General features: G+C 71.8%; 23 protein-coding genes. 18 read left to right on the top strand and 5 right to left on the bottom strand.

Features of this window, described 5'->3' with window-relative positions; all coding sequences use genetic code 11:
* Nucleotides 1–75: 75 nt before the first annotated feature.
* Together AB0F38_RS09490 and AB0F38_RS09485 are read right to left on the bottom strand one after the other, a co-directional pair.
* On the bottom strand, nucleotides 76–1,302 hold the full coding sequence (locus AB0F38_RS09490; RefSeq protein ID WP_361889256.1) for an acetyl-CoA C-acetyltransferase: 1,227 nt from the start codon (nucleotides 1,300–1,302) through the stop codon (nucleotides 76–78).
* Nucleotides 1,303–1,409: 107 nt separating this feature from the next.
* The gene (locus AB0F38_RS09485) at nucleotides 1,410–2,306 is read right to left on the bottom strand and encodes a LysR family transcriptional regulator (protein ID WP_361889253.1); all 897 of its coding nucleotides are present in this window, start codon (nucleotides 2,304–2,306) and stop codon (nucleotides 1,410–1,412) included.
* Nucleotides 2,307–2,461: 155 nt separating this feature from the next.
* On the opposite strand from AB0F38_RS09485, the gene AB0F38_RS09480 reads away from it, so the two are divergent.
* From AB0F38_RS09480 to AB0F38_RS09465, 4 genes are all read left to right on the top strand, one after another.
* Entirely contained in the window at nucleotides 2,462–3,379 is a 918-nt protein-coding gene (locus AB0F38_RS09480) for a CoA-transferase (RefSeq protein WP_361889843.1), read from the top strand.
* A 41-nt stretch (nucleotides 3,380–3,420) separates the two neighbouring features.
* Entirely contained in the window at nucleotides 3,421–4,203 is a 783-nt protein-coding gene (locus tag AB0F38_RS09475) for a CoA-transferase (RefSeq protein ID WP_361889251.1), read from the top strand.
* A gap of 60 nt (nucleotides 4,204–4,263) precedes the next feature.
* Complete coding sequence (locus tag AB0F38_RS09470; protein WP_361889248.1) at nucleotides 4,264–5,802, top strand: 3-hydroxyacyl-CoA dehydrogenase; 1,539 nt, start codon at nucleotides 4,264–4,266, stop codon at nucleotides 5,800–5,802.
* Between the two features lie 98 nt (nucleotides 5,803–5,900).
* Nucleotides 5,901–6,308, top strand: a complete 408-nt coding sequence (locus tag AB0F38_RS09465; protein WP_361889245.1) for a VOC family protein — start codon at nucleotides 5,901–5,903, stop codon at nucleotides 6,306–6,308.
* Here the strand turns inward: AB0F38_RS09465 and AB0F38_RS09460 are convergent.
* Both AB0F38_RS09460 and AB0F38_RS09455 read right to left on the bottom strand, forming a co-directional pair.
* Entirely contained in the window at nucleotides 6,236–7,006 is a 771-nt protein-coding gene (locus AB0F38_RS09460) for a DUF6597 domain-containing transcriptional factor (RefSeq protein WP_361889243.1), read from the bottom strand. The genes AB0F38_RS09465 and AB0F38_RS09460 overlap by 73 nt on opposite strands.
* Nucleotides 7,007–7,065: 59 nt before the next feature.
* Nucleotides 7,066–8,271, bottom strand: a complete 1,206-nt coding sequence (locus tag AB0F38_RS09455) for a YihY/virulence factor BrkB family protein (RefSeq protein WP_361889241.1) — start codon at nucleotides 8,269–8,271, stop codon at nucleotides 7,066–7,068.
* Nucleotides 8,272–8,288: 17 nt separating this feature from the next.
* Here AB0F38_RS09455 and AB0F38_RS09450 point away from each other — a divergent pair, with 17 nt between their 5' ends.
* The 14 genes from AB0F38_RS09450 to AB0F38_RS09385 all read left to right on the top strand — a co-directional run bounded on the left by AB0F38_RS09450 (nucleotide 8,289) and on the right by AB0F38_RS09385 (nucleotide 21,766).
* Nucleotides 8,289–9,926 carry an acyl-CoA dehydrogenase family protein gene (locus tag AB0F38_RS09450; protein WP_361889238.1) on the top strand — a complete coding sequence of 546 codons (1,638 nt, stop codon included), beginning with the start codon at nucleotides 8,289–8,291 and terminating at the stop codon, nucleotides 9,924–9,926.
* A 266-nt stretch (nucleotides 9,927–10,192) separates the two neighbouring features.
* Complete coding sequence (locus AB0F38_RS09445; RefSeq protein ID WP_361889235.1) at nucleotides 10,193–11,485, top strand: GAF domain-containing protein; 1,293 nt, start codon at nucleotides 10,193–10,195, stop codon at nucleotides 11,483–11,485.
* A 47-nt stretch (nucleotides 11,486–11,532) separates the two neighbouring features.
* Nucleotides 11,533–12,195: a GNAT family N-acetyltransferase gene (locus tag AB0F38_RS09440; RefSeq protein ID WP_361889232.1), complete on the top strand. Its 663-nt coding sequence runs from the start codon at nucleotides 11,533–11,535 to the stop codon at nucleotides 12,193–12,195.
* Nucleotides 12,196–12,318: 123 nt separating this feature from the next.
* A complete protein-coding gene (locus AB0F38_RS09435; RefSeq protein WP_361889840.1) occupies nucleotides 12,319–12,402 on the top strand; it encodes a putative leader peptide in 84 nt (27 codons plus the stop codon).
* 116 nt (nucleotides 12,403–12,518) lie between these two features.
* Nucleotides 12,519–14,216 carry a nitrite/sulfite reductase gene (locus AB0F38_RS09430; RefSeq protein ID WP_361889229.1) on the top strand — a complete coding sequence of 566 codons (1,698 nt, stop codon included), beginning with the start codon at nucleotides 12,519–12,521 and terminating at the stop codon, nucleotides 14,214–14,216.
* Nucleotides 14,213–14,392: a hypothetical protein gene (locus AB0F38_RS09425; RefSeq protein ID WP_361889225.1), complete on the top strand. Its 180-nt coding sequence runs from the start codon at nucleotides 14,213–14,215 to the stop codon at nucleotides 14,390–14,392. The genes AB0F38_RS09430 and AB0F38_RS09425 overlap by 4 nt, the downstream gene beginning before the upstream one ends.
* Complete coding sequence (locus AB0F38_RS09420) at nucleotides 14,389–15,105, top strand: phosphoadenylyl-sulfate reductase (RefSeq protein WP_361889222.1); 717 nt, start codon at nucleotides 14,389–14,391, stop codon at nucleotides 15,103–15,105. Before AB0F38_RS09425 ends, AB0F38_RS09420 begins: the two co-directional genes overlap by 4 nt.
* Complete coding sequence (gene cysC, locus AB0F38_RS09415) at nucleotides 15,105–15,674, top strand: adenylyl-sulfate kinase (protein ID WP_361889219.1); 570 nt, start codon at nucleotides 15,105–15,107, stop codon at nucleotides 15,672–15,674. The genes AB0F38_RS09420 and cysC overlap by 1 nt, the downstream gene beginning before the upstream one ends.
* On the top strand, nucleotides 15,671–16,606 hold the full coding sequence (cysD, locus tag AB0F38_RS09410; RefSeq protein ID WP_361889216.1) for a sulfate adenylyltransferase subunit CysD: 936 nt from the start codon (nucleotides 15,671–15,673) through the stop codon (nucleotides 16,604–16,606). The genes cysC and cysD overlap by 4 nt, the downstream gene beginning before the upstream one ends.
* A gap of 1 nt (nucleotide 16,607) precedes the next feature.
* Nucleotides 16,608–17,960 carry a GTP-binding protein gene (locus AB0F38_RS09405; RefSeq protein WP_361889214.1) on the top strand — a complete coding sequence of 451 codons (1,353 nt, stop codon included), beginning with the start codon at nucleotides 16,608–16,610 and terminating at the stop codon, nucleotides 17,958–17,960.
* Nucleotides 17,961–18,185: 225 nt separating this feature from the next.
* On the top strand, nucleotides 18,186–19,301 hold the full coding sequence (locus tag AB0F38_RS09400) for an aliphatic sulfonate ABC transporter substrate-binding protein (protein WP_361889211.1): 1,116 nt from the start codon (nucleotides 18,186–18,188) through the stop codon (nucleotides 19,299–19,301).
* Between the two features lie 49 nt (nucleotides 19,302–19,350).
* The gene (locus AB0F38_RS09395) at nucleotides 19,351–20,142 is read left to right on the top strand and encodes an ABC transporter ATP-binding protein (protein ID WP_361889208.1); all 792 of its coding nucleotides are present in this window, start codon (nucleotides 19,351–19,353) and stop codon (nucleotides 20,140–20,142) included.
* Nucleotides 20,129–21,007 (top strand): ABC transporter permease, encoded by an 879-nt coding sequence (locus AB0F38_RS09390; protein WP_361889205.1) that lies wholly within the window; start codon nucleotides 20,129–20,131, stop codon nucleotides 21,005–21,007. The genes AB0F38_RS09395 and AB0F38_RS09390 overlap by 14 nt, the downstream gene beginning before the upstream one ends.
* A gap of 6 nt (nucleotides 21,008–21,013) precedes the next feature.
* On the top strand, nucleotides 21,014–21,766 hold the full coding sequence (locus tag AB0F38_RS09385; protein WP_361889202.1) for a sirohydrochlorin chelatase: 753 nt from the start codon (nucleotides 21,014–21,016) through the stop codon (nucleotides 21,764–21,766).
* Between the two features lie 7 nt (nucleotides 21,767–21,773).
* On the opposite strand, the gene AB0F38_RS09380 is transcribed toward AB0F38_RS09385, so the two are convergent.
* Nucleotides 21,774–22,406 (bottom strand): DsbA family protein, encoded by a 633-nt coding sequence (locus AB0F38_RS09380; RefSeq protein WP_361889199.1) that lies wholly within the window; start codon nucleotides 22,404–22,406, stop codon nucleotides 21,774–21,776.
* Between the last annotated feature and the right edge of the window lie 155 nt (nucleotides 22,407–22,561).

Below are 22,561 nucleotides of genomic sequence, written 5' to 3'. Positions count from 1 at the left end.
TGACGGACCGAGGCGTCGCCCGAGACGCCCTGGGTCATGCGGAGGAGGGGACGGAACAGAAAGGGGAGGGGACGGTCAGGCGGTGATGCGTTCGAAGACCGCGGCGAGGCCCTGGCCGCCGCCGATGCACATGGTCTCCAGGCCGTAGCGGGCTTCGCTGCGGTGCATCTCGCGGGTGAGCGTGGCGAGGATGCGGGCCCCGGTGGCGCCGACCGGGTGGCCGAGCGAGACTCCGGATCCGTTGACGTTGATCCGCTGCTCGTGGTCCTTCTCGCCGAGGCCCAGTTCCCGGGTGCAGGCCAGGACCTGGGCGGCGAAGGCCTCGTTGATCTCGATCAGGTCGAGGTCGGCGAGCGTGAGCCCGGCCCGGCCGAGGGCGGCGTGGGTGGCGGGGACGGGGCCGATGCCCATGGTGGCGGCGGGTACGCCGGCCCGGGCGAAGGAGACGAGCCGGACGAGCGGGGTGAGTCCGAGCCGTTCGGCCGTGGCGGCGCTGGTGACGAGGCAGGCGGCGGCCGCGTCGTTCTGACCGCTGGCGTTGCCCGCGGTGACGGTCGCCTCCGGGTCGGACGTGCCCATGATGGGGCGCAGCGCGGCGAGTTGCTCGGCGGTCGTGTCGGGGCGGGGGTGCTCGTCGGCGGTCACGACCGTCTCGCTCCTGCGTGTGCGCACGGTGACGGGGACGGTTTCCGCCGCGTAGCGCCCCTCCTTCACCGCGCGGGCGGCGCGGGCCTGCGAGCGCAGGGCCAGGGCGTCCTGGTCGGCGCGGCTGACGGAGTAGGCGCGGCGCAGGTTCTCCGCGGTCTCGATCATGCCGCCGGGGACGGGGTGGTTGACGCCGCCCGCGGTGACCCGGCCACGGGCCAGCGAGTCGTGGAGCTGGAGGCCGGGGCCCTTGATGCCCCACCGGCCGTCGTGCGTGTAGTAGGGGGCCGCGCTCATGACGTCGACGCCACCCGCGATCACGACGTCGCTGAACCCGGCACGGATCTGCATGGCCGCGTCGAGGACGGCCTGGAGGCCGGAGCCGCAGCGCCGGTCGATCTGGGCGCCGGTGACGGACTCGGGGAGTCCGGCGTCCAGGGCGGCGACGCGGCCGATGGCCGGGGCGTCCGAGGTGGGGTAGGCGTGTCCGAGGATCACCTCGTCGACCCGCTCGGGGTCGATTCCCGTGCGGGCGACGACCTCGGCGATGACGCGTGCGGCGAGCGCGGCGGGCGTCTGCTGGGCGAAGGCTCCGCCGAAACGCCCGATGGGGGTGCGCAGCGGTTCGCAGATGACGACATCGATCTGGTCGGGCACGGCGGGACACCTTTCGGCGGTTCGGGTGTGTGGGGTGACCTTCGCACCCGATCACTGAGTCGGTCCAATATCGAGTTCGCCGGTCTTCGAGACGCGATGCGTCTCAATCAGGCTCCGGGCGTGGGCAGGGCCTCCTCGGCGACCGCGAGGACCGCGCGGAGGGCGGGGGACGGGTTGTCCGTACGCCAGGCCAGTGCGGCCTGCCGCCGGATGGGAGGGCCCGCGAGGGGCCGGTAGACCAGCCCGTTCTGCTGGATGTGCCGGCAGGAGGAGACGGTGAGGGTGACCCCCACACCCGCGGCAACGAGGGCCAGGATCGTGTACGAGTCGGGGGCCTCCTGCACCACGCGCGGATTGAAGCCGGTGGCCTCGCAGGCCTCGACCATCGCGTCGCGCACCGTGGATCCGGCGTTGGCGGGGAAGGAGACGAAGGCTTCGTCGGCGAGGATCCCGATCGGAATGCTCCCCAGCGCGGCCAGCCGGTGGTCGGAGGGCAGCGCGCACAGCAGCTCCTCCTCGTCGATCACCCGGTGGGCCACCCCCGGCTGGGTCACCGGGAGCCGGACGAAGCCCAGGTCGAGGGAGCCGTCGGCGACCCGGGACAGGGCGACGTTGGCGTACGTCTGCCCCTTCATGACCAGCTCCAGCGCGGGGTGCGCGGCCCGCACGGCCCTGGTCAGCTGGGGCAGCGTCTCGTGGCTGGAGGCGCCGGCGAAGCCGATCGTGACCCTGCCGTACTCCCCGCGTCCGGCGGCCTTGGCGGCGCGCACCGCGGTGTCGAGGTCCTCCAGGACCGTCCGTACGGGTTCGAGGAAGGACTCCCCCGCGCCGGTGAGGCGCACCGAGCGGGTGTTGCGTTCGAAGAGCTGGACGCCGAGCTCCTTCTCCAGCTGTCTGATCTGCTGGCTGAGCGGCGGCTGGGCCATCTGCAGCCGCTTGGCTGCCCGGCCGAAGTGCAGCTCCTCGGCCACGGCGGTGAACGCGGTCAGATGACGCAGCTCCATACGACGATCCATTCATTAATCAACGGTCTGGATGCGACCCTAATTTGGTATTGGACAGCAATCAATGCCCGCTGACACGGTGGTGCGGACCAGCACACACCTCGCCGAGGAGCACCGTGGAACGGACGGACAGGGCCGACGGGCCCAGCAAAGTCATGTCGATGAAGGAGGCCGTCGCGGCCTTCGTGCACGACGGCGCCACCGTCAGCCTGGAGGGCTTCACCCACCTCGTCCCGACCGCCGCCGGGCACGAGATCATCCGCCAGGGACGCCGGGACCTCACCGTCGTCCGGATGACGGCCGACATCGTGGTGGACCAGATGATCGCCGCGGGCTGTGTCTCGCGGCTGGTCTCCTCCTTCGTGGGCAACTCCTCCGCCGGTTCGCTCGGAGAGCTCCGGCGCAGGATCGAGCGCGCGGACCCGGCACCGCTCGCCTTCGAGGAGTACAGCCACTACGGGATGGTCTGCCGCTACCTCGCCGGTTCGCAGCGGCTGCCGTTCTATCCGCTGCGCAGCTACGGCGGCAGCGATCTGCCGTCCGTCAACAGCGCCCTGCGCAAGGTGACCTCGCCCTACCCGGGCCCGGACGGCGAAGCGGAGCAGATCTACGTCGTACCGCCCGTGAACCCGGATGTGACGATCATCCACGCGCAGCGGGCGGACCGCAGGGGCAACACCCAGATCTGGGGGCTCACCGGCATCCAGGCGGAGGCGGTGTACGCCGCGGACAAGGCGATCGTGGTCGTGGAGGAGGTCGTCGGGGACGAGGTCGTCCGCTCGGACCCCAACCGCACGCTCGTCCCCTCCCACGCCGTGGACGCCGTCGTGGTGTGCCCGCGCGGCGCCCACCCGTCCTTCGCCCAGGGCTATTACGACCGTGACAACGACTTCTACCGGGCCTGGTCGCACATCAGCAAGGACCCGGAGCGGCTCCGGGAATGGCTGGCGGAGTGGGTGTACGGAACGGCCGACCACGCCGAGTACGTCGACAAGCTGGGCGAGGAGTTCTGGGCGGGCCTCGCGGTCGGCGAGGCGCTGAGCGAGCCGGTGAACTACGGACGGCGACTGTGAGCGCGGACCACCGGGTCGCGGACCACGAGAAGGAGCGGACCATGACGACCACCACCCCCCGGCCGGACACCGTCACGTCCTCGGAGCTGCTCTCCGTCGTCGCCTCCCGGGAACTGGCCTCGCGCCGCACGGTGTTCGCCGGCATCGGGCTGCCGACGCTCGCCACCGAGCTGGCCCGTCTGACGGTCGCCCCGCGGATCGAGGTCGTGTACGAGTCCGGGGTCTGCGGCGCACACCCCTCGCATCTGCCGGAGACCATCGCCGACGCCGTGCTCATCTCGGGTGCGGAGGCGGTGCTGTCCATGCCGGCACTGTTCGGCTGCGTCCTGCAGGGCGGCCACATCGACGTGGGCTTCCTGGGTGCCGCCCAGATCGACCGGTGGGGCAACCTGAACACCTCCGTGATCGGCGACTGGGAGAGCCCTCAGGTGCGGCTGCCGGGTTCCGGCGGCGGTATCGAGGTGATGGCCAACTCCCGTGAGGTCTTCGTGGTGATGCGCCGTCACCATCCGCGCTCCTTCACCGAGGCCCTGGACTTCTGCACCACTCCGGGTCCGGACCGCGCACGCGCGGAGGGCATCAGGCCGCTGGGCGTCGGCGTCACCCGGGTCATCACGGAGCTGGGCATCCTGGCCCGCACGGGCATCGGCGAGGAGCTGAGGCTGATCGCCGTCCACCCGGGGGTCACGGTCGAGCAGGTCCGGGAGGCGACCGGCTGGGACCTGGAGGTGTCCGCCGAGCTCGGGACCGTGCCACCGCCGACGGCGGCGGAGCTGCGGCTCCTGCGGGAGGACATCGACCCCGGCCGCGTCTATCTTCGCTGAGAACACTCCCCCGAACCGGAGAGCACCCCCGATCCCCACCCCGAGAGGACCGTAACTGCCATGCGTATCAGGATCGTCGGCGCCGGAGCCATGGGCCGCGGTATCGCCCAGTGGGCGGCGACCGGCGGACACACCGTCGAGCTGTGCGACGTCCGGCCGGAGGCGGTGACCGCGGCCGTCGGCTTCGTACGGTCCATGCTGGAGCGTGCGGTGGAGAAGGGGCGGATGTCCGCCGGGGACCGGGACGCCGCCCTGGACCGGCTGGTCCCGTTGGAAGACCCCTGGGAGCAGGGACCGGACGTCGAGCTGGCCGTCGAGGCCGTGCGGGAGGACCTGGACACCAAGGCCGAGGTGTTCGGGAAGCTGGAGCAGGCGCTGCCCGCCTCCGCCGTCTTCGCGACCAACACCTCGTCCCTGTCGGTGACCGCGATCGCGGCCACCCTGGCGGACCCGACGCGGCTGGCGGGGCTGCACTTCTTCAACCCCGTACCGCTGATGAGGATCGTCGAGGTCGTACCGGGCGCCGCGACGCGTCCGGAGATCCCGCCGGCCCTCACCGCGCTGGTCGAGAGCTGCGGCCACCGCGCGGTCACGGTCGCCGACACCCCGGGCTTCCTGGTCAACCACGCCGGACGCGGTCTGGTGACCGAGGCCCTGGCCCTGCTGGAGGAGTCGGTGGCCGACCCCGCCGGCATCGACCGGATCGCCCGGGACGTGCTGGGGCTGCGGATGGGCCCGTTCGAGCTGATGGACCTCACCGGGCTCGACGTGACGGCGACGGTGATCGATTCCATCTGGCAGGGCTTCCGCCAGGAGGACCGGCTGCGCCCCTCGTACCTGACCCCGAACCGGGTGGCCGCGGGGCTGCACGGCCGCAAGACCGGGCGGGGCTGGTTCGCGTACGGCCCCGGCGCCCCGGGACCGGAGGCGGAGCCGCCGGTGACGGGCGACGCGGACCGGCCGCTGTTCCTGGCCGGCCCGGAGGCCCCCGGCTCCGCGGCGCTCCGCGAGGCCCTGGCCTCCGCCGGAGCCACCGTCGGGGCCGGCCCCGCGCCCTCGGCCGACGCGATCGTGCTGGTGCCGGTCTGGGGGACCACGGTCGCCGCGGCGGTGGCCTCGCTGGGGCTGCCCGCCGGACGCACCTTCGGTGTGGACCCGCTGCCCGCCGCGGGGCGCCGCCGGGTGCTCGCGGTGACGCCCGCCGCGGACCCGGCCGCCGCACGGGACGCCCGCGCGGTGCTGGCCCGCGCGGCGGACGGCGAGGAGCCGTACGCGGTGTCGGTCGTGCGGGACACGGCGGGTTCGGTGGCGCAGCGGCTGCTCGCCTCGGTGGTGTCCGTCGCCGCATCGATCGCGGAGCGCTCGCTCGCCGCCCCGGCGGACATCGACCTGGCGGTGACGGCCGGGCTCGGCTACCCGGTGGGGCCGCTGGCCTGGGGCGACAGGATCGGCGCCGCCCGGATGCTGGAGCTGCAGCGGGCCCTGCACGCCACGACCGGCGATCCGCGCCACCGCCCGTCCCGCTGGCTGACGGAACGCGCCCAGCTGGGTCTGGCGCTGACGGACCCGGGCTCCTCGCCGGACGTCTGCACGGCGTGAGACGGGTGCGGCGGGCGGCCCGGACGGCCGGCCGCCGCACCCGCGCGGATGACCGTTTCCTACAAGACGCGACGGAGCCGCCCGCATAGGTTCGGGCCATGACTCCACGATTCGACGCGATCTCCGTCACCACCGCCGACCTGGCCGCCTCGCTCGCCTTCTACCGCCGGCTCGGCCTCGGCATCCCGGCCGGCGCCGAATCCGCACCCCATGTCGAGGTGACCCTTCCGGGCGGTCAGCGGCTGATGTGGGACACCGAGGACGTCGCCCGCTCCGTCGACCCCGGCTGGGCCCCGGCGGCCGAGGGAGGCGAGCGGCTCGGTCTCGCCTTCCTCTGCGACGGCCCGGCGGAGGTCGACACGGTGTACGCCGGACTGACCGGTGCCGGTTACCGGGGCCACCTCGAACCCTGGGACGCCGTCTGGGGGCAGCGCTACGCGGTCGTCCTGGACCCCGACGGCTGTGCCGTGTCGCTCTTCGCACCGAGCGCACCGGCCGCCCCGTAGCCCAGTCCGGCCAGATAGCCGCCGAGCGTCGTGCCGGTCAGGTCCCGCACCTCACGGGCCAGGTGGGCCTGGTCGGTGCAGCCCGCGGCGTACGCGGCCCCGGCGTACGGCGTCCCGGCCCGTACGAGGGCCAGGGCCCGCTGCAGCCGCAGGATCCTGGCCAGTGTCTTGGGCCCGTAGCCGAACGCGGCCAGGGAGCGGCGGTGCAGCTGGCGTGCGCCGAGACCGGCGGCCCGTGCGGTGGCGGCGACGGAGTGCCCCTGATCCAGCCGGCCGGCGACGGACACCATGAGCGGGTCCGGCGGCTCCGTGCCGGCCGCCCTGCTCAGGACGGCGCCCTCCAGTGCGGCGGCCGGGTCGGCCGCCCCCTCCATCCGCTCGGTGAGCCTGCGGACCTCCGCACCCTGCCAGAGCGCGGCCAGGGCGACCCGCCGGTCGCGGAGTTCGTGGGCCGGTACGCCGAGGAGCGCGGGCGCCGTGCCGGGGGCGAAGCGGACGCCCGCGCAGAGCCCGTCGCCGGTGTCCGGCACCTGGACGGCACGGGTGTCAGGTCCGGCGACGAGCAGCAGGCCGTCGGCCCAGATCAGGTCCATGCAGCCGTCGGGCAGCACCGGGCGTTCGGGCCCGCGGGGCCCTCGCCAGGTCCAGACGAGCGCACCGCCCCACCCGGTCGGCCGCTCGGTGTATGGCCCGCTCATGTCCACAAGGGTAGGCAGCGTCCCGGGCCGGAGCGGCCTCGCGGGGCGTCGGCCCCGGGCTACCGGCCTTCCTGGTCGGTGGGGGTGCTCCCGGGTATCCCGAGGTCCTTGGTGTCCTGAGTGTCCTGGGTGTCCTTCGCCTCCCTCGTCTCCCGGCCCGCGTGCAGCCGGGACTTCACGTCGTCCGGGGGCAGGAAGCGCGACCAGCGCTCCGGGAATTCGGAGGGCATGCAGACGTCGTCCTCCTCGTCGTCCGCCCAGGCGTCCCAGTGGCCCGCCTGGGCGCGGGCGACCAGCTCCGCGGCCTGTGCCGCGCGCACCCGCTCCGTGGCCGCTCGCGCCGCGGCGGTGGCCAGTGACGGCCACACATGGTCGATCGCGGCGTTCACCGCCGCGCCGACCAGTACGGCGAAAGCGGAGATGCCTATCCAGAGCAGGACGGCGATGGGTGCGGCCAGCGACCCGTAGATCGTGGGGCCCTCGACCGTGCTCGTGAGGTAGATCCGGAGCAGGAAGCTGCCCATCACCCACATCGCGAGTGCCACGAGCGCCCCCGGGATGTCCTCCGTCCACGGCGAACGGACGGGCACGGACACGTGGTAGAGCGTCGTGAGGAAGGCGATGGACAGCACGATGACCAACGGCCAGTACAGGACGGCGAGCACCTCGGTGCCCCACGGGACGAACTCCACCACCCGGTCGGGACCGACCACCAGCAGCGGCAGCACCACCGCCCCCAGCAGCAGCGCGACCACGTACAGCAGGAAGGCGAGCAGCCGGGTCTTGACGATGCCGCGGTGTCCGTCGAGCCCGTACATCACGGTGATGGTGTCGATGAAGACGTTCACCGCGCGCGATCCCGACCAGAGGGCGATCGCGAAGCCGATGGAGATGACGTCGGGGCGCGCGCCGTGGGTGACGTCGTCCATCAGCGGCCTGGCGATGTCGTTGACGCCCCGCTCGGAGAGCACCGTCTGTACCGCGGCCAGGATGTTGCGCTCGATGGAGGCGACCGTGGTGGTGGCCGTCCAGTCGTCGACGTATCCGAGCAGCCCGATCAGGCCGAGCAGCAGCGGCGGCAGGGACAGCAGTGTGAAGAACGCCGCCTCGGCCGCGAGGCCGAGGATGCGGTACTCGATGCACGAATTGACCGTGTCCTTGAGCAACTGCCATGCCATCTGCCGCTTGGATACGTTGCGGTAGAGGACTCGAGCCCGGTGGAGCCGACCCGGTGGCCGCTCGGGTGTTTCATTTGCTGCCTGCACCTCCTTACCGTATCGGCATGGCAGCAACCACCCACACAGTGACCAACCAGGTTCCGCCGCTGGTCGGCTATGACGTCTTCGCCGCCGACCGCGCCCTGACCGAGGCCGTCGAACGGCATCTGGAGCCCGGAATCCTCGCCGACGCGCGGAAGGAACTCGGAGCGCTGGGACTCTCCGCCGGCTCCGCCCAGGCCCAGGCATGGGGTGCGCAGGCGAACGAGAACCCGCCGAAGCTGCGTACGCACGACCGGTACGGGCACCGCATCGACGAAGTGGAGTTCCATCCGGCCTGGCACCGGCTGCTGGGACACGCGGTCGTCGCCGGTCTGACCGACGCCTGGGGCAGACCGGGCGGGCATGTCCGGCGGGCGGCCGGGTTCCTGGTCTGGACGCAGGCCGAGGCGGGCCACGGCTGCCCGCTGTCGATGACGCACGCGGCGGTCCCTGCCCTGCGGACCGACCCGGCGCTGGCCGCCGAGTGGGAGCCGCTGCTGACCTCGCACGTGTACGAGGAAGGGCTGCGCCCTGCGTCGCAGAAGGCCGGTGTGCTCTTCGGGATGGGCATGACCGAGAAGCAGGGCGGCACGGACGTGCGCTCCAACACCACCCGGGCCGAGCCGCTGGCCGGCGAGGGGGAGTACCTGCTCACGGGGCACAAGTGGTTCTGCTCGGCGCCCATGTCCGACGGGTTCCTGGTGCTGGCGCAGGCGCCGGGCGGGCTGAGCTGCTTCCTCGTGCCACGTGTCCTGCCGGACGGTGCCCGCAACCCGTTCGCGATCCAGCGGCTCAAGGACAAGCTGGGCAACAGGTCCAACGCCTCCGGCGAGGTGGAGTTCGACGGGACCTGGGCCCGCCGGGTCGGCGAGGAGGGGCGCGGGGTACGCACCATCATCGAGATGGTGGCGGCGACCCGGCTGGACTGCGTGGTGGGTTCGGCGGCCCTGATGCGGCAGGCGGTGGCGCAGGCGATCCATCACACCGCGCACCGCAGCGCGTTCGGCGGGCTGCTGGTCGAGAAGCCGCTGATGCGCAACGTACTGGCCGATCTCGCCCTGGAGTCGGAGGCGGCGACGACGCTCGCACTGCGGCTGGCCGCCGCGTACGACGCGGACACGGAGGAGGAGCGCGCCTTCCTGCGGATCGCGGTCCCGACCGCCAAGTACTGGGTGACCAAGCGGTGCGGCGCGGTGGTCGGCGAGGCCCTGGAGTGCCTCGGCGGCAACGGGTACGTGGAGGAGTCCGGGATGCCCCGGCTGCTGCGCGAGGCCCCGCTCAACTCGATCTGGGAGGGCTCGGGCAACGTACAGGCGCTCGATGTGCTGCGGGCCCTGCAACGCGAGCCGCGGGCGCTCGACGCGTTCCTGCGGGAGGTGGGAAAGGCGCGCGGCGCCGATCACCGCCTCGATGCGGCGATCAAGGACCTGCTGACCGAGCTGGCGGATCTGGACGCGGTCGAGGCGCGGGCCCGGCGGCTGGTGGAGCGGATGGCGCTCGTGCTGCAGGGCTCGCTGCTGCTGCGCTGGGCCCCGGCGGAGGTGGCGGACGCGTTCTGCGCCTCGCGGCTGGGCGGGGACTGGGGCTCGGCGTTCGGAACGCTGCCGCACAGCCTGGATCTGGCCTCGGTCGTGGAGCGCGCGCGGGCGCAGGAGCGGTAGTCCGCCGGCGGGGTGAACGACGGAGGGTGGTGCTGCGCCGACACGGCACCACCCTCCACGCTTCCGCACCACCGCGCTACGGGGTCGAGGACTCCGCGCACGGTGTCGCCCCATTCTCCTACGGTCCGTGCCCGGCCACCAGAGTTGCAAAGGGTTGCAACCATTGTGTGGAGAGCCGGGCAGCGGGACCCGCGGCACGCAAGGATAGGTCTCGGGTCCGGTACCCCGTTCCGGACCGGGCCCACGTTTCATTGGGGGAATCCGTCATGGAAACAAGCCCCGTCGCGGCGCCGCGACCGGCGGCCGGCCCGTACTCGGCGGTGACGACGCGCCTGGTCCACCGGACCCGGGAGGCCAGGCTGGCGGGTGAGCGCGCGGCGACAGGCCCGCGCGCGGAGATCGACGCGTCCTGGGACCGGGTGCTGCGCAGCGGTGTCGATCCCGGGCAGTCGACGGAGAGCAGGCTGCTGGAGACGGACGAGATCGAGCACCGGCGCAGGAGTTCGCCCCTCGGTGAGGTGATGCCACTGCTGCGGGACGGGCTGGCCACCATCGCGGACGCGGTGCAGCAGATCATGGTCGTCACCGACGACGAGGGCCGGGTCCTGTGGCGCCAGGGCAACGCGGCCGTGCTGCGCCGGGCCAAGGACATCTGCCTGGAGGAGGGTGCCGCCTGGTCGGAGTCGACGACGGGGACGAACGCCATCGGGACCGCGCTCGCCACCCGCGCCCCCATCCAGGTCCACTCGGCCGAGCACTTCCTCCGTGCCCTGCACACCTGGACCTGCGCGGCGGCCCCGGTGCGCGATCCGCGCGACGGCAGCCTGATGGGCATCGTCGACGTGAGCGGCCCCGCGTCCACCTTCCATCCCACGACACTGGCCCTGGTCGGCTCGGTGGCCGCGCTCGCGGAGAGCGAGCTGCGCAACCGGCACCTGGTGGCGATCGAGCGGCTGCGGTCGGTGGCGGCCCCGATCCTGTGCCGGCTGGGCGGCCGGGCCCTGGTGGTGGACACCCATGGCCGGCTGGCCGCGGTCAGCGGCATGCCACCCGTGGACCGGCTGCCGCTGCCGAAGGCGATGCGGCCGGGACAGGTGTGGCTGGCCTCGCTCGGGATGTGCCGGGTGGAGCCGCTGCCGGGCGGCTGGCTGGTGCGGGTCGCGGACGGTTCGCCGGACGGGCCGCCCCGGCGGGTGGTGCTCGACCTGCGCCGGGAGCGGGGGCTCACGGTCCGTGTGACGGGGCCGGTGGGCACCTGGTCCCGGCAGCTGTCGCCGCGTCACGCGGAGCTGCTGTTCGCGCTGGCCCTGCACCGGGAGGGGCGCACCGCGGCGGAGCTCGCCGGGGACGTCTTCGGCGACCCGACCAGGACGGTGACGGTGCGGGCCGAGATCTCGCGGATACGGCGCCATCTCGCGGAGGTGCTCGCGCACCGCCCGTACCGCTTCGGCGAGGAGGTGGAGGTGGAGGTGATCCAACCGGAGCTGCCGTCCGACCTGTTGCCCCGCTCGACGGCTCCGGTGGTGGTCAGGACACGTACGGCCGCGGGCGCGGTCTGAGCGGGCCGGGTTGGGCGGCGGACGGACGGCATGATTCTCTGGCCGCCATGAGCAACCCCCTGCACCCCCCTGGTCCCCCGCGTCCCGCCGCTGCGGCGTCTCCCTCCCCCGCCGTTCCCGTCTCCGGGGTTCCCACCTCCGAGGTGACGATCTGGTCCCTGGAGCAGACGTCGCCCGCCGATCTGCGTGCCGCCGGCGGTCCCCCGGCCGGGGTGCGGATCGTACGGTCCGAGACACCGCTGCCCGAGTTCAGCCGCTTCCTGTACACCGCGGTGGGCGGCGACGTCCGCTGGACCGACCGGCTGGGCCTGACGTACACGCAGTGGCAGGAGATCCTGGAGCGGCCGGGAGGCGAGACCTGGGTGGCGTACGAGAACGGGACGCCCGCCGGATTCATCGAGCTCGACTCGCAGGAGGGCGGCGTGGTGGAGATCGCCTACTTCGGGCTGATCCCGGCCTTCCGCGGCCGCCGGATCGGCGGCCACCTGCTGTCGTACGGGGTGGCGCGCGCCTGGGACCTCGCCGAGCGGCATCCCGGCCGGATGCCCACCGAGCGGGTGTGGGTGCACACCTGTTCCGAGGACGGTCCGCACGCGATGGACAACTACCTGCGGCGCGGTTTCCGGCTCTTCGACACGCGGACCGAGCGGGAGCCCGACGTGGCCCATCCGGGCCCCTGGCCGGGTGCTCACGGCGAGGCTTCGTACTGACGAAACGGCTTTGCCGACGGCCCACACGTGACAGACACCACAGCGTCTCACATCCCGGGACCATCTCGTCCACATAATGGATCGCGGTGGACTGGCCCAAGAGGCGCGTGACACGCTTCCGTCATGTCTGGAACTGGAGTTGCCCTGGTGAGTCGGCGGCACGTCGACCTCGGCCGCATGTCCAGCGCTATCTGTCCGGCCCGCTGAAAGACTCCAGCACCGCCGCGAACCCCGATCTCCACATCACCCCTGCGCACCGCCGCGCCTCACGCGAGTGTGCAGTTCAGAGCCGCCCTCCTGCAGTCCCGAAGGACGTATTTGCCATGGCCGCCAGCCCCGAACAGCCTGCTACCACCACGCCCCGCCGCAAGGCCGGCCGGCACCGTGGCGAAGGTCAGTGGGCCATGGGTCACTTCACCCCACTCAACGGGAACGAACAGTTCAAGAAGGACGATGACAGTCTCAACGTGCGGACGCGCATCGAGACGATCTACTCCAAGCGCGGCTTCGACTCCATCGACCCGAACGACCTGCGCGGCCGGATGCGCTGGTGGGGCCTCTACACGCAGCGCCGGGCCGGCATCGACGGCGGCAAGACCGCCGTGCTGGAGCCCGAGGAGCTCGAGGACTCGTACTTCATGCTGCGGGTGCGCATCGACGGCGGAAGGCTGACGACCACGCAGCTTCGGGTGATCGGTGAGATCTCCGAGCAGTACGCACGCGGCACGGCCGACATCACCGACCGGCAGAACGTCCAGATGCACTGGATCCGCATCGAGGATGTCCCGGCGATCTGGGAGAAGCTGGAGGCCGTCGGGCTCTCCACCACCGAGGCGTGCGGCGACTGCCCCCGTGTGATCATCGGTTCGCCCGTGGCGGGCATCGCCGCGGACGAGATCATCGACGGCACGCCCGCGGTCGACGAGATCCACGAGCGCTACATCGGCAGCCCCGAGTTCTCCAACCTGCCGCGCAAGTTCAAGACGGCGATCTCCGGTTCCCCCGTCCAGGACGTGGTGCACGAGATCAACGACATCGCCTTCGTGGGCGTGGACCACCCCGAACACGGCCCCGGTTTCGACCTCTGGGTCGGCGGCGGTCTGTCCACGAACCCGCGGCTGGCCGAACGCCTGGGCACCTGGGTCCCGCTGGACGAGGTGGCCGACGTATGGGCCGGTGTGGTCGGCATCTTCCGCGACTACGGCTACCGCAGGCTCCGTACGCGTGCCCGTCTGAAGTTCCTGATGGCCGACTGGGGTCCCGCCAAGTTCCGTCAGGTGCTGGAGGACGAGTACCTCGAGCGTCCGCTGCTGGACGGTCCCGCCCCCGCGGAACCCTCCTCCCGCTGGCGCGACCACATCGGCGTCCACCAGCAGCAGGACGGCCGCTTCTACGTCGGCTTCGCACCCCGCGTCGGCCGGGTGGACGGCTCCACCCTGGCCAAGATCGCGGAACTGGCCGAGGCACACGGCTCGGGCCGGGTGCGCACCACCGTCGAGCAGAAGATGATCATCCTCGACGTGGAGCAGGACCAGGTCGAGTCGCTGTCCGCCGGTCTGGAGGCGCTGGACTTCCAGGTGCGGCCCTCCACGTTCCGGCGCGGCACGATGGCGTGCACCGGCATCGAGTTCTGCAAGCTGGCGATCGTCGAGACGAAGGCCCGCGGAGCCGCGCTGATCGACGAACTGGAGCGCCGCCTGCCGGACTTCGAGGAGCCGCTCACCATCAACATCAACGGCTGCCCGAACGCCTGCGCCCGCATCCAGACCGCGGACATCGGCCTCAAGGGACAGCTGATGCTGGACGCCGACGGCAACCAGGTCGAGGGCTACCAGGTGCACCTGGGCGGCGCGCTCGGCCTGGAGGCCGGCTTCGGCCGCAAGGTCCGCGGCCTGAAGGTCACCTCGGCCGAACTCCCCGACTACGTCGAGCGGGTGCTCGGCCGGTTCCAGGAGGAGCGCGAGGACGACGAGCGCTTCGCCACCTGGGCGGCCCGCGCCAGTGCGGAGTCCCTGTCATGAGCGGGCGGGCCGCGCCGTTCTACTGCCCGTACTGCGGGGACGAGGACCTGCGCCCGCACGAGGCGGGGCACGGCGCCTGGGAATGTGCTTCCTGCAATCGCGCGTTCCAGCTGAAGTTCCTGGGTCTGCTGACCCATGGACTCCAGCGCAACGACGTGGAGGGGGAAGGGACATGACGGAGACGCTGCAGGCGGGCGAGCTCACCGACGAGGCCCTGAAGGAGCTGGCCGAGCGTGCGGGGCGCGAGCTGGAGGACGCCTCCGCGCTCGACATCCTGAAGTGGGCCACCGACACCTTCGGCCGGAAGTTCTGCGTCACCTCCTCCATGGAGGACGCGGTCGTCGCGCACCTCGCCTCCCGGGTCGCCCCCGGCGTGGACGTGGTGTTCCTCGACACCGGCTACCACTTCGAGGAGACGATCGGCACCCGGGACGCGGTCGACGCGGTGATGGACGTCAACGTCATCACGCTGACCCCGCGGCAGACGGTGGCCGAGCAGGACGCCCTGTACGGGGCGAAGCTGCACGACCGCGACCCCGATCTGTGCTGCGCGCTGCGCAAGGTCGAGCCGCTGGAAGAGGGCCTGACCGCGTACGGCGCCTGGGCGACCGGCCTGCGCCGCGACGAGTCCCCCACCCGGGCGGGCACGCCGGTCGTCGGCTGGGACGAGAAGCGCCGCAAGGTCAAGGTCTCCCCGATCGCCCGCTGGACCCAGGACGACGTGGACGCGTACGTCGCCGAACACGGCGTGCTGACCAACCCGCTGCTGATGGACGGCTACACCTCCGTCGGCTGCGCGCCCTGCACCCGTCGGGTGCTGGAGGGTGAGGACGCACGGGCCGGCCGCTGGGCCGGACGTGGGAAGACCGAATGCGGACTGCACGGCTGATGACGACTGATCAGGAGGTATCGATGAGCGTGACGGAGACGGGAGCCACCGTCTGGCTCACCGGTCTGCCGAGCGCGGGCAAGACCACCATCGCGTACGAGCTGGCGGGCAGGCTGCGTGGCGAGGGCCACCGGGTCGAGGTCCTGGACGGTGACGAGATCCGGGAGTTCCTCTCCGCGGGCCTCGGTTTCTCCCGCGAGGACCGGCACACCAACGTCCAGCGGATCGGCTTCGTCGCCGGACTGCTGGCCGCCAACGGCGTGAAGGTGCTCGTGCCGGTCATCGCGCCGTACGCCGACAGCCGTGACGCGGTGCGCACGCGCCATCTGGCCGGGGGCACCGCGTATCTGGAGGTGCATGTCGCGACTCCTGTCGAGGTGTGCTCCGTACGCGATGTGAAGGGGTTGTACGCCAAGCAGGCGGCGGGCGAGATCAGTGGCCTCACCGGGGTCGACGACCCCTACGAGGCACCCGAGTCGCCGGATCTGCGGATCGAGTCGCACCGGCAGACCGTGCAGGAGTCCGCAGCGGCGCTTCATGCGCTGCTCATCGAGAGGGGCCTGTCGTGAGCACCGTCGCCACCGTGCCGGAAGGCACCGTCCACCCGTACGCGCTCAGCCATCTCGACTCCCTGGAGTCGGAGGCGGTGCACATCTTCCGCGAGGTCGCGGGCGAGTTCGAGCGTCCGGTGATCCTGTTCTCCGGCGGCAAGGACTCGATCCTGATGCTGCACCTGGCACTGAAGGCGTTCGCACCGGCCCCCATACCCTTCACACTGCTGCACGTCGACACGGGGCACAACTTCCCCGAGGTCCTGGAGTACCGCGACCGGACGGTGGCGAAGCACGGACTGCGCCTGCACGTCGCCTCCGTCCAGGAGTACATCGACGCGGGCAAGCTCCGCGAGCGCCCCGACGGCACCCGCAACCCGCTGCAGACGGTCCCGCTCACCGAGGCCATCCAACGGCACCGCTTCGACGCCGTGTTCGGCGGCGGCCGGCGCGACGAGGAGAAGGCCCGGGCCAAGGAGCGCGTCTTCTCGCTGCGCGACGAGTTCTCCCAGTGGGACCCCCGCCGCCAGCGCCCCGAGCTGTGGCAGCTGTACAACGGCCGGCACGCCCCCGGCGAGCACGTCCGCGTGTTCCCGATCTCCAACTGGACCGAGCTCGACGTCTGGCAGTACATCGAGCGTGAGGGCATCGACCTCCCGGAGATCTACTTCGCGCACGAGCGTGAGGTCTTCAACCGCTCCGGCATGTGGCTCACCGCGGGCGACTGGGGCGGCCCCAAGGACCACGAGAAGGTCGAGACCCGTAAGGTCCGCTACCGCACGGTCGGCGACATGTCGTGCACCGGTGCCGTCGACTCCGACGCCACCACGCTGGACGACGTGATCACCGAGATCGCCGCCTCCCGGCTCACCGAGCGGGGTGCGACCCGTGCCGACGACAAGATGTCCGAGGCAGCGATGGAAGACCGCAAGCGCGAGGGGTACTTCTAAAATGACCGGACCCATTCAGCTGGCCGAGCGCCTGTCGGCCACCACCCTGCTGCGGTTCGCCACGGCCGGGTCGGTCGACGACGGCAAGTCCACCCTCGTCGGACGTCTCCTGCACGACTCCAAGTCGGTCCTCACCGACCAGCTGGAAGCCGTCGCGCTGGCCTCCGCCAACCGCGGCCAGGAGGCGCCCGACCTGGCGCTGCTGACCGACGGCCTGCGGGCCGAGCGCGAACAGGGCATCACCATCGACGTGGCCTACCGCTACTTCGCCACGCCCCGCCGCCGGTTCATCCTGGCCGACACCCCGGGCCATGTGCAGTACACCCGGAACATGGTCACCGGCGCCTCCACCGCCGAGCTCGCCGTCGTCCTGGTCGACGCACGCAACGGCGTCGTCGAGCAGACCCGCAGGCACGCCGCCGTCGCCGCGCTCCTGCGCGTCCCGCACGTGGTGCTCGCCGTGAACAAGATGGACCTCGTGGATTACGCGGAGCCCGTCTTCGCCGCGATCGCCGAGGAGTTCACCGCGTACGCCGCCTCGCTCGGCGTGCCCGAGATCGCCGCGATCCCGATCTCCGCGCTGGCCGGTGACAACGTCGTGGAGCCGTCCGCGCACATGGACTGGTACGGCGGCCCGACGGTCCTGGAGCACCTGGAGACCGTGCCGGTCAGCCACGACCTGACCGAGGGCCCGGCCCGCTTCCCCGTCCAGTACGTGATCCGCCCGCAGACCGCGGAGCACCCCGACTACCGGGGATACGCCGGGCAGATCGCCTCCGGTGTGCTGCGGGTCGGCGAGACCGTCACCGTGCTGCCCTCGGGCCGTACGTCGACGATCGCCGGGATCGACGTGCTGGGCGAGGGTGCCGACGTCGCCTGGGCACCGCAGTCCGTGACGCTGCGGCTCGCCGACGACCTGGACATCTCGCGCGGCGACCTGATCGCGCCCGCCGTCGAAGCGCCGGACACCACGCGGGACGTCGAGGCGACCGTCTGCCACGTCGCCGACCGGCCGCTCACCGTGGGCCAGCGAGTGCTGCTCAAGCACACCACCCGCACGGTCAAGGCGATCGTCAAGGACATTCCCTCGCGGCTCACGCTGGACGACCTGTCCCAGCATCCCTCGCCCGGTCAGCTCGTCGCCAACGACATCGGCCGCGTCGTGGTCCGTACCGCCGAGCCGCTCGCGCTCGACGCCTACGCGTCCTCCCGGCGCACCGGTTCGTTCCTGCTGATCGACCCCGCCGACGGGACGACCCTGACGGCCGGCATGGCGGGCGCCTCGTTCGCCGCCGTCACCGTCGCCGCCGGGGCCGCCGGCACGGCCGCCGACGACGCGGAGTGGGACTTCTGATGGGCATCGACTTCTTCTCGACCTTCGCGAAGGAAGGCGGCCGTGTCGGCAGCGGCGCCCTCGGCAGCGGCCAGGGCGGGGTCGGGCGATGTGCGTGATGACGTACGCGCACTGCCCGCGCGCCCGCTCGTACCACAAGTCGAGACGAAGACCTGCCGACCTCCCGGCCACGGCCCCTGACTTCAGAGGGACGTGAGCACCGGGCCGACGAGAGGAAAGCCTCCCGTGTCTGCCCCCCGTACCACCGTTCGTCGCGGCATCGCCGCTGCCGCCGCTCTGCCGCTGCTCGCCGTGGCGCTCACCGCCTGCGGCTACGGCTCGCAGGCGAAGGACGACGGCGCCGAGAAGACGAACGTCTCCGCCGGCGGAAAGAAGCTCTCCGCGGACACCGTGAAGATCGGCTACTTCCCGAACCTCACGCACGCCACCGCCCTGGTCGGTGTCCAGGAGGGCCTCATCGCCAAGGAGCTGGGCGGCACCGAGGTCAAGGCCTCGACGTTCAACGCCGGGCCGTCCGAGATCGAGGCACTCAACGCGGGGTCGATCGACATCGGGTTCATCGGCCCCTCCCCCTCGATCAACGGTTTCACCAAGTCCCAGGGCAAGAACCTGCGGATCGTGAGCGGTTCGGCGTCCGGCGGAGTGAAGCTGGTCGTCGACCCGAAGAAGATCAAGACGCTGGACGACCTCAAGGGGAAGAAGATCGCCACCCCGCAACTGGGCAACACCCAGGACGTGGCGTTCCTCAACTGGATCTCCGAGAAGGGCTGGAAGGTCGACGCCCAGAGCGGCAAGGGCAACGTCTCCGTGGTCCGCTCGGACAACAAGGTGACGCCGGACGCCTACCGGTCGGGCTCCCTGGACGGGGCCTGGGTGCCGGAACCGACCGCGTCCAAGCTGGTCGCCGAGGGCGGGAAGGTCCTCCTCGACGAGTCGTCGCTGTGGCCCGACGACAAGTTCGTGATCACGAACATCATCGTGTCGCAGAAGTTCCTCTCCGAGCACCCGGACGTCGTCGAGGCGGTACTGCGCGGCACCGTGAACACCAACAAGTGGATCAACGCCAACCCGGACGAGGCGAAGGCCTCGGCCAACGCCGCGCTCGAGGAGCTGAGCGGCAAGGCGCTGCCCGCCGAGGTCCTGGACCCGGCGTGGGAGTCCATCCGGATCACCGACGACCCGCTGGCCGCGACGCTGCAGGCGCAGGCCGACCACGCGGTCGAGGCCGGTCTCCTGGAGAAGCCGGACCTCAGCGGCATCTATGACCTGAAGCCGCTGAACAAGATCCTCGGGGCCGCGGGTCAGCCCGAGGTCGCCGACGCCGGTCTCGGCGTCAAGTAACCCACCCGGTCCGTAATCGGATTCCCAGGATTCCCAGGAGGTGACGACCATGGCGACCACCACGCTCACCAAGGCCGAGGACCGTGCGGTCGTCGAGCACGCCGCTCGCATCACGCACGTCTCCAAGTCCTTCACCGGACCCACGGGGCAGCAGCTCGTCCTGGACGACATCACGCTCGATGTCGCTCCGGGCGAGTTCGTCACCCTCCTGGGAGCTTCCGGGTGCGGTAAGTCGACGCTGCTCAATCTGGTGGCCGGGCTCGACCGCCCCACCGCGGGGTCCATCGAGACCCCCGGCGGGCGGCCGGCCCTGATGTTCCAGGAACACGCCCTCTTCCCGTGGCTGACCGCGGGCAAGAACATCGAACTGGCCCTGCGGCTGCGCGGCGTCCCCAAGTCGGACCGCCGTACGGAGGCGGAGCGGCTGCTCGAACTCGTACGCCTGGGCGGGGCGTACGGGAAGCGGGTGCACGAGCTCTCGGGCGGCATGCGCCAGCGGGTGGCCATGGCCCGTGCGCTCGCCCAGGACAGCCAGCTGCTGCTGATGGACGAGCCGTTCGCGGCGCTCGACGCCATCACCCGCGATGTGCTGCACGACGAGCTGACCCGGATCTGGCGCGAGACGAACGCCTCGGTCCTCTTCGTCACCCACAACGTGCGCGAGGCGGTGCGGCTCGCGCAGCGCGTCATCCTGCTCTCGTCGCGGCCCGGCCGGATCGCCAGGGAGTGGACGGTCGACATCGAGCAGCCGCGCCGCATCGAGGACGCCGCCGTGGCGGAGCTGTCCGTCGAGATCACCGAACAACTGCGTGGGGAGATCCGCCGTCATGGCCAGCACTGACACCAAGTCCGACGATCTGGCCGGGCTGGAAGCCGGGCTGGACGCGCTGGACGCCGTCCAGGTGCCGCGGACCCCTGCCCGTGAGGTCCTGCTGAACAAGGTCCTGCCGCCGGTCGTGGCGGTGGTTCTGGTGGCCCTGGTCTGGCAGCTGCTGGTCTGGGCGAAGGTCACCGAGGACTACAAGCTGCCGCCGCCCTCAGCGGTGTGGAACAGCGTCGCCGACATGTGGCTGCAGGGGACGCTGCTGGAGGTCGTCTGGACCAGTGTGTCGCGCGGTCTGCTCGGCTTCCTGATGGCCGTCGCCATCGGCACCCCGCTGGGTCTGCTGGTGGCCAGGGTCAAGCTGGTCCGAGCGGCGATCGGCCCGATCCTGTCCGGACTGCAGTCCCTGCCGTCGGTGGCATGGGTGGCACCGGCCGTGATCTGGCTCGGGCTCAACGACTCGATGATGTACGCGGTCATCCTGCTGGGCGCCGTCCCCTCCGTCGCCAACGGACTGGTCTCCGGGGTCGACCAGGTGCCGCCGCTGTTCCTGCGGGCGGGACGCACGATCGGTGCGACCGGGCTCCGCGGGACCTGGCACATCGTCCTGCCGGCCGCTCTGCCGGGTTATCTGGCGGGCCTCAAGCAGGGCTGGGCGTTCTCCTGGCGTTCGCTGATGGCCGCCGAGATCATCGCGTCCTCGCCCGATCTGGGTCTGGGTCTCGGCCAGTTGCTGGAGAACGGCAGGAACAACTTCGACATGCCGGGGATCTTCCTGGCGATCCTGCTCATCCTTTTCGTGGGGATCGCGATCGACCTGCTGATCTTCAGTCCGCTGGAGCGGCGGGTGCTGCGCGGCCGCGGTCTCCTCGTGAGGAGCTGAGTCACCGTGTCCGCTCCGGTCCTCCTCGTCGTCGCCCACGGCAGCCGCGATCCGCGGCACGCGGCGACCGTGCACGCGCTCGCCGCGCGGGTGCGGTCGCTGCGGCCGGGGCTGCGCGTGGAGACGGGATTCCTTGAGTTCAACGCCCCGTCCGTGCCCCGGGTGCTGGAACGCCTGGCCGCCGAGGGGGCGGGTGAGGTCGTCGCGCTTCCCCTGCTGCTGACCCGGGCCTTCCACGCCAAGTCCGACATCCCGTCGGTGCTGCACGAGGCCCGCACCCGGCTGCCCCGGCTGGCCATCCGCCAGGCCGGGGTGCTGGGCCCGTCCCCACTGCTGAACTCGGCGCTGGAACAACGGCTGTACGAGGCCGGGGTGGCTCCCGGCGACAAGGGCTCGACCGGGCTGGTCCTGGCCTCGGCGGGCTCCACGGACCCGGAGGCGATCGCAGTGATCGCTGAAATCGCGCGGGAGCTGCGGCACACCGGTTGGTGCGCCGTGCGGCCTGCGTTCGCCTCCGCCTCTCTGCCCCGCACCGCCGACGCGGTGCGGGCCCTGCGGGCCGACGGTGTACGTCGGGTGGCGGTGGCCCCGTACGTCATCGCGCCCGGGCGGCTCCCCGACAAGATCGCCGAGGGCGCCGCGCAGGCCGATGTGCTCGCCGGTGTCCTGGGCCCGTCCCCGGCCCTCGCCCGGGTGCTGCTGAACCGGTACGACGAGGCGTGCGTCCCGGCGGCCGGGTGGCGGTCGCTCAGCGCGTGACGGCCGGTCAGCCGACGTCGAGACGGCCCGTGCGGGCGCGCTTCAGCTCGAAGAAGTCGCTGTGCCCGGCCAGGACCCGGAAGCTGTCGAAGAGCCGCGCCGCCTCCTGCCCGCGCGGGGCCGAGCTGAGGACCGGCCCGAACCACACGGTGCCGTCGACATGGATCGTGGGCGTGCCGACGTAGGAGTCCGCCGCGGGGTCCTTGCCCCGGTCGTGGCTGAGGCGTACGGCGTCGTCGTACGCCTCCGAATGTGCGGCATCGGCGAGGCCGGCGGGCAGTCCCAGTTCGGCCAGGGACTCGGCGGTCACGGTGTCGTAGTCCTCGTTCCCCTGCCGGTGGATGCGGGTGCCGAGGGCGGTGTAGAGGTCGCGGAGGATCCCGGGCCCGTGCGCCTGTGCCGCTGCGGCGGCGACGCGCACCGGGCCGAGCGATCTGTCGACCAGCTCGCGGTACCGGGCGGGGAGTTCGTTGCCGTCGTTGTGCAGGAACAGGCTCATGACATGGAAGCGGAGCTCGATGTCGCGCAGCTGCTCGACCTCCAGCATCCAGCGGGAGGCGATCCAGGCGAACGGGCAGGCGGGGTCGAAGTAGAAGTCGACGGCCGTCCGGCCCGCCGCGGGGGCTTCGTGGGTGCTCATGGCAAGGAGCCTAGGGACTCATCGGCCTGTTCTCCTGGTCCAATCGCCCCCCGCCGGGACGGGCCACTCCGGCTCCGGGAGGGACGGACACGGCAACGGGCCGCGCTCGGGGAGCGCGGCCCGTCGGGGGTGAGCCGGGTCGTGGTGTCCTGCGT

The sequence above is a fragment of the Streptomyces sp. NPDC025273 genome (assembly GCF_040638585.1).
Classification (GTDB): domain Bacteria; phylum Actinomycetota; class Actinomycetes; order Streptomycetales; family Streptomycetaceae; genus Streptomyces; species Streptomyces cinereorectus.
Note: the sequence above shows the minus strand (reverse complement) of the source record. Positions and strands in the feature narration are given on the sequence as shown.

Coding starts and splice junctions, on each gene's coding strand:
- cysC (WP_361889219.1), top strand. CDS start 15,105: ATGACGACTGATCAGGAGGTATCGATGAGCGTGACGGAGACGGGAGCC.
- AB0F38_RS09475 (WP_361889251.1), top strand. CDS start 3,421: ATGACGACCACCACCCCCCGGCCGGACACCGTCACGTCCTCGGAGCTG.
- AB0F38_RS09390 (WP_361889205.1), top strand. CDS start 20,129: ATGGCCAGCACTGACACCAAGTCCGACGATCTGGCCGGGCTGGAAGCC.
- AB0F38_RS09470 (WP_361889248.1), top strand. CDS start 4,264: ATGCGTATCAGGATCGTCGGCGCCGGAGCCATGGGCCGCGGTATCGCC.
- AB0F38_RS09450 (WP_361889238.1), top strand. CDS start 8,289: ATGGCAGCAACCACCCACACAGTGACCAACCAGGTTCCGCCGCTGGTC.
- AB0F38_RS09460 (WP_361889243.1), bottom strand. CDS start 7,006: ATGAGCGGGCCATACACCGAGCGGCCGACCGGGTGGGGCGGTGCGCTC.
- AB0F38_RS09420 (WP_361889222.1), top strand. CDS start 14,389: ATGACGGAGACGCTGCAGGCGGGCGAGCTCACCGACGAGGCCCTGAAG.
- AB0F38_RS09480 (WP_361889843.1), top strand. CDS start 2,462: ATGTCGATGAAGGAGGCCGTCGCGGCCTTCGTGCACGACGGCGCCACC.
- AB0F38_RS09445 (WP_361889235.1), top strand. CDS start 10,193: ATGGAAACAAGCCCCGTCGCGGCGCCGCGACCGGCGGCCGGCCCGTAC.
- AB0F38_RS09395 (WP_361889208.1), top strand. CDS start 19,351: ATGGCGACCACCACGCTCACCAAGGCCGAGGACCGTGCGGTCGTCGAG.
- AB0F38_RS09440 (WP_361889232.1), top strand. CDS start 11,533: ATGAGCAACCCCCTGCACCCCCCTGGTCCCCCGCGTCCCGCCGCTGCG.
- AB0F38_RS09380 (WP_361889199.1), bottom strand. CDS start 22,406: ATGAGCACCCACGAAGCCCCCGCGGCGGGCCGGACGGCCGTCGACTTC.
- AB0F38_RS09485 (WP_361889253.1), bottom strand. CDS start 2,306: ATGGAGCTGCGTCATCTGACCGCGTTCACCGCCGTGGCCGAGGAGCTG.
- AB0F38_RS09405 (WP_361889214.1), top strand. CDS start 16,608: ATGACCGGACCCATTCAGCTGGCCGAGCGCCTGTCGGCCACCACCCTG.
- AB0F38_RS09425 (WP_361889225.1), top strand. CDS start 14,213: ATGAGCGGGCGGGCCGCGCCGTTCTACTGCCCGTACTGCGGGGACGAG.
- AB0F38_RS09465 (WP_361889245.1), top strand. CDS start 5,901: ATGACTCCACGATTCGACGCGATCTCCGTCACCACCGCCGACCTGGCC.
- AB0F38_RS09430 (WP_361889229.1), top strand. CDS start 12,519: ATGGCCGCCAGCCCCGAACAGCCTGCTACCACCACGCCCCGCCGCAAG.
- AB0F38_RS09435 (WP_361889840.1), top strand. CDS start 12,319: ATGTCTGGAACTGGAGTTGCCCTGGTGAGTCGGCGGCACGTCGACCTC.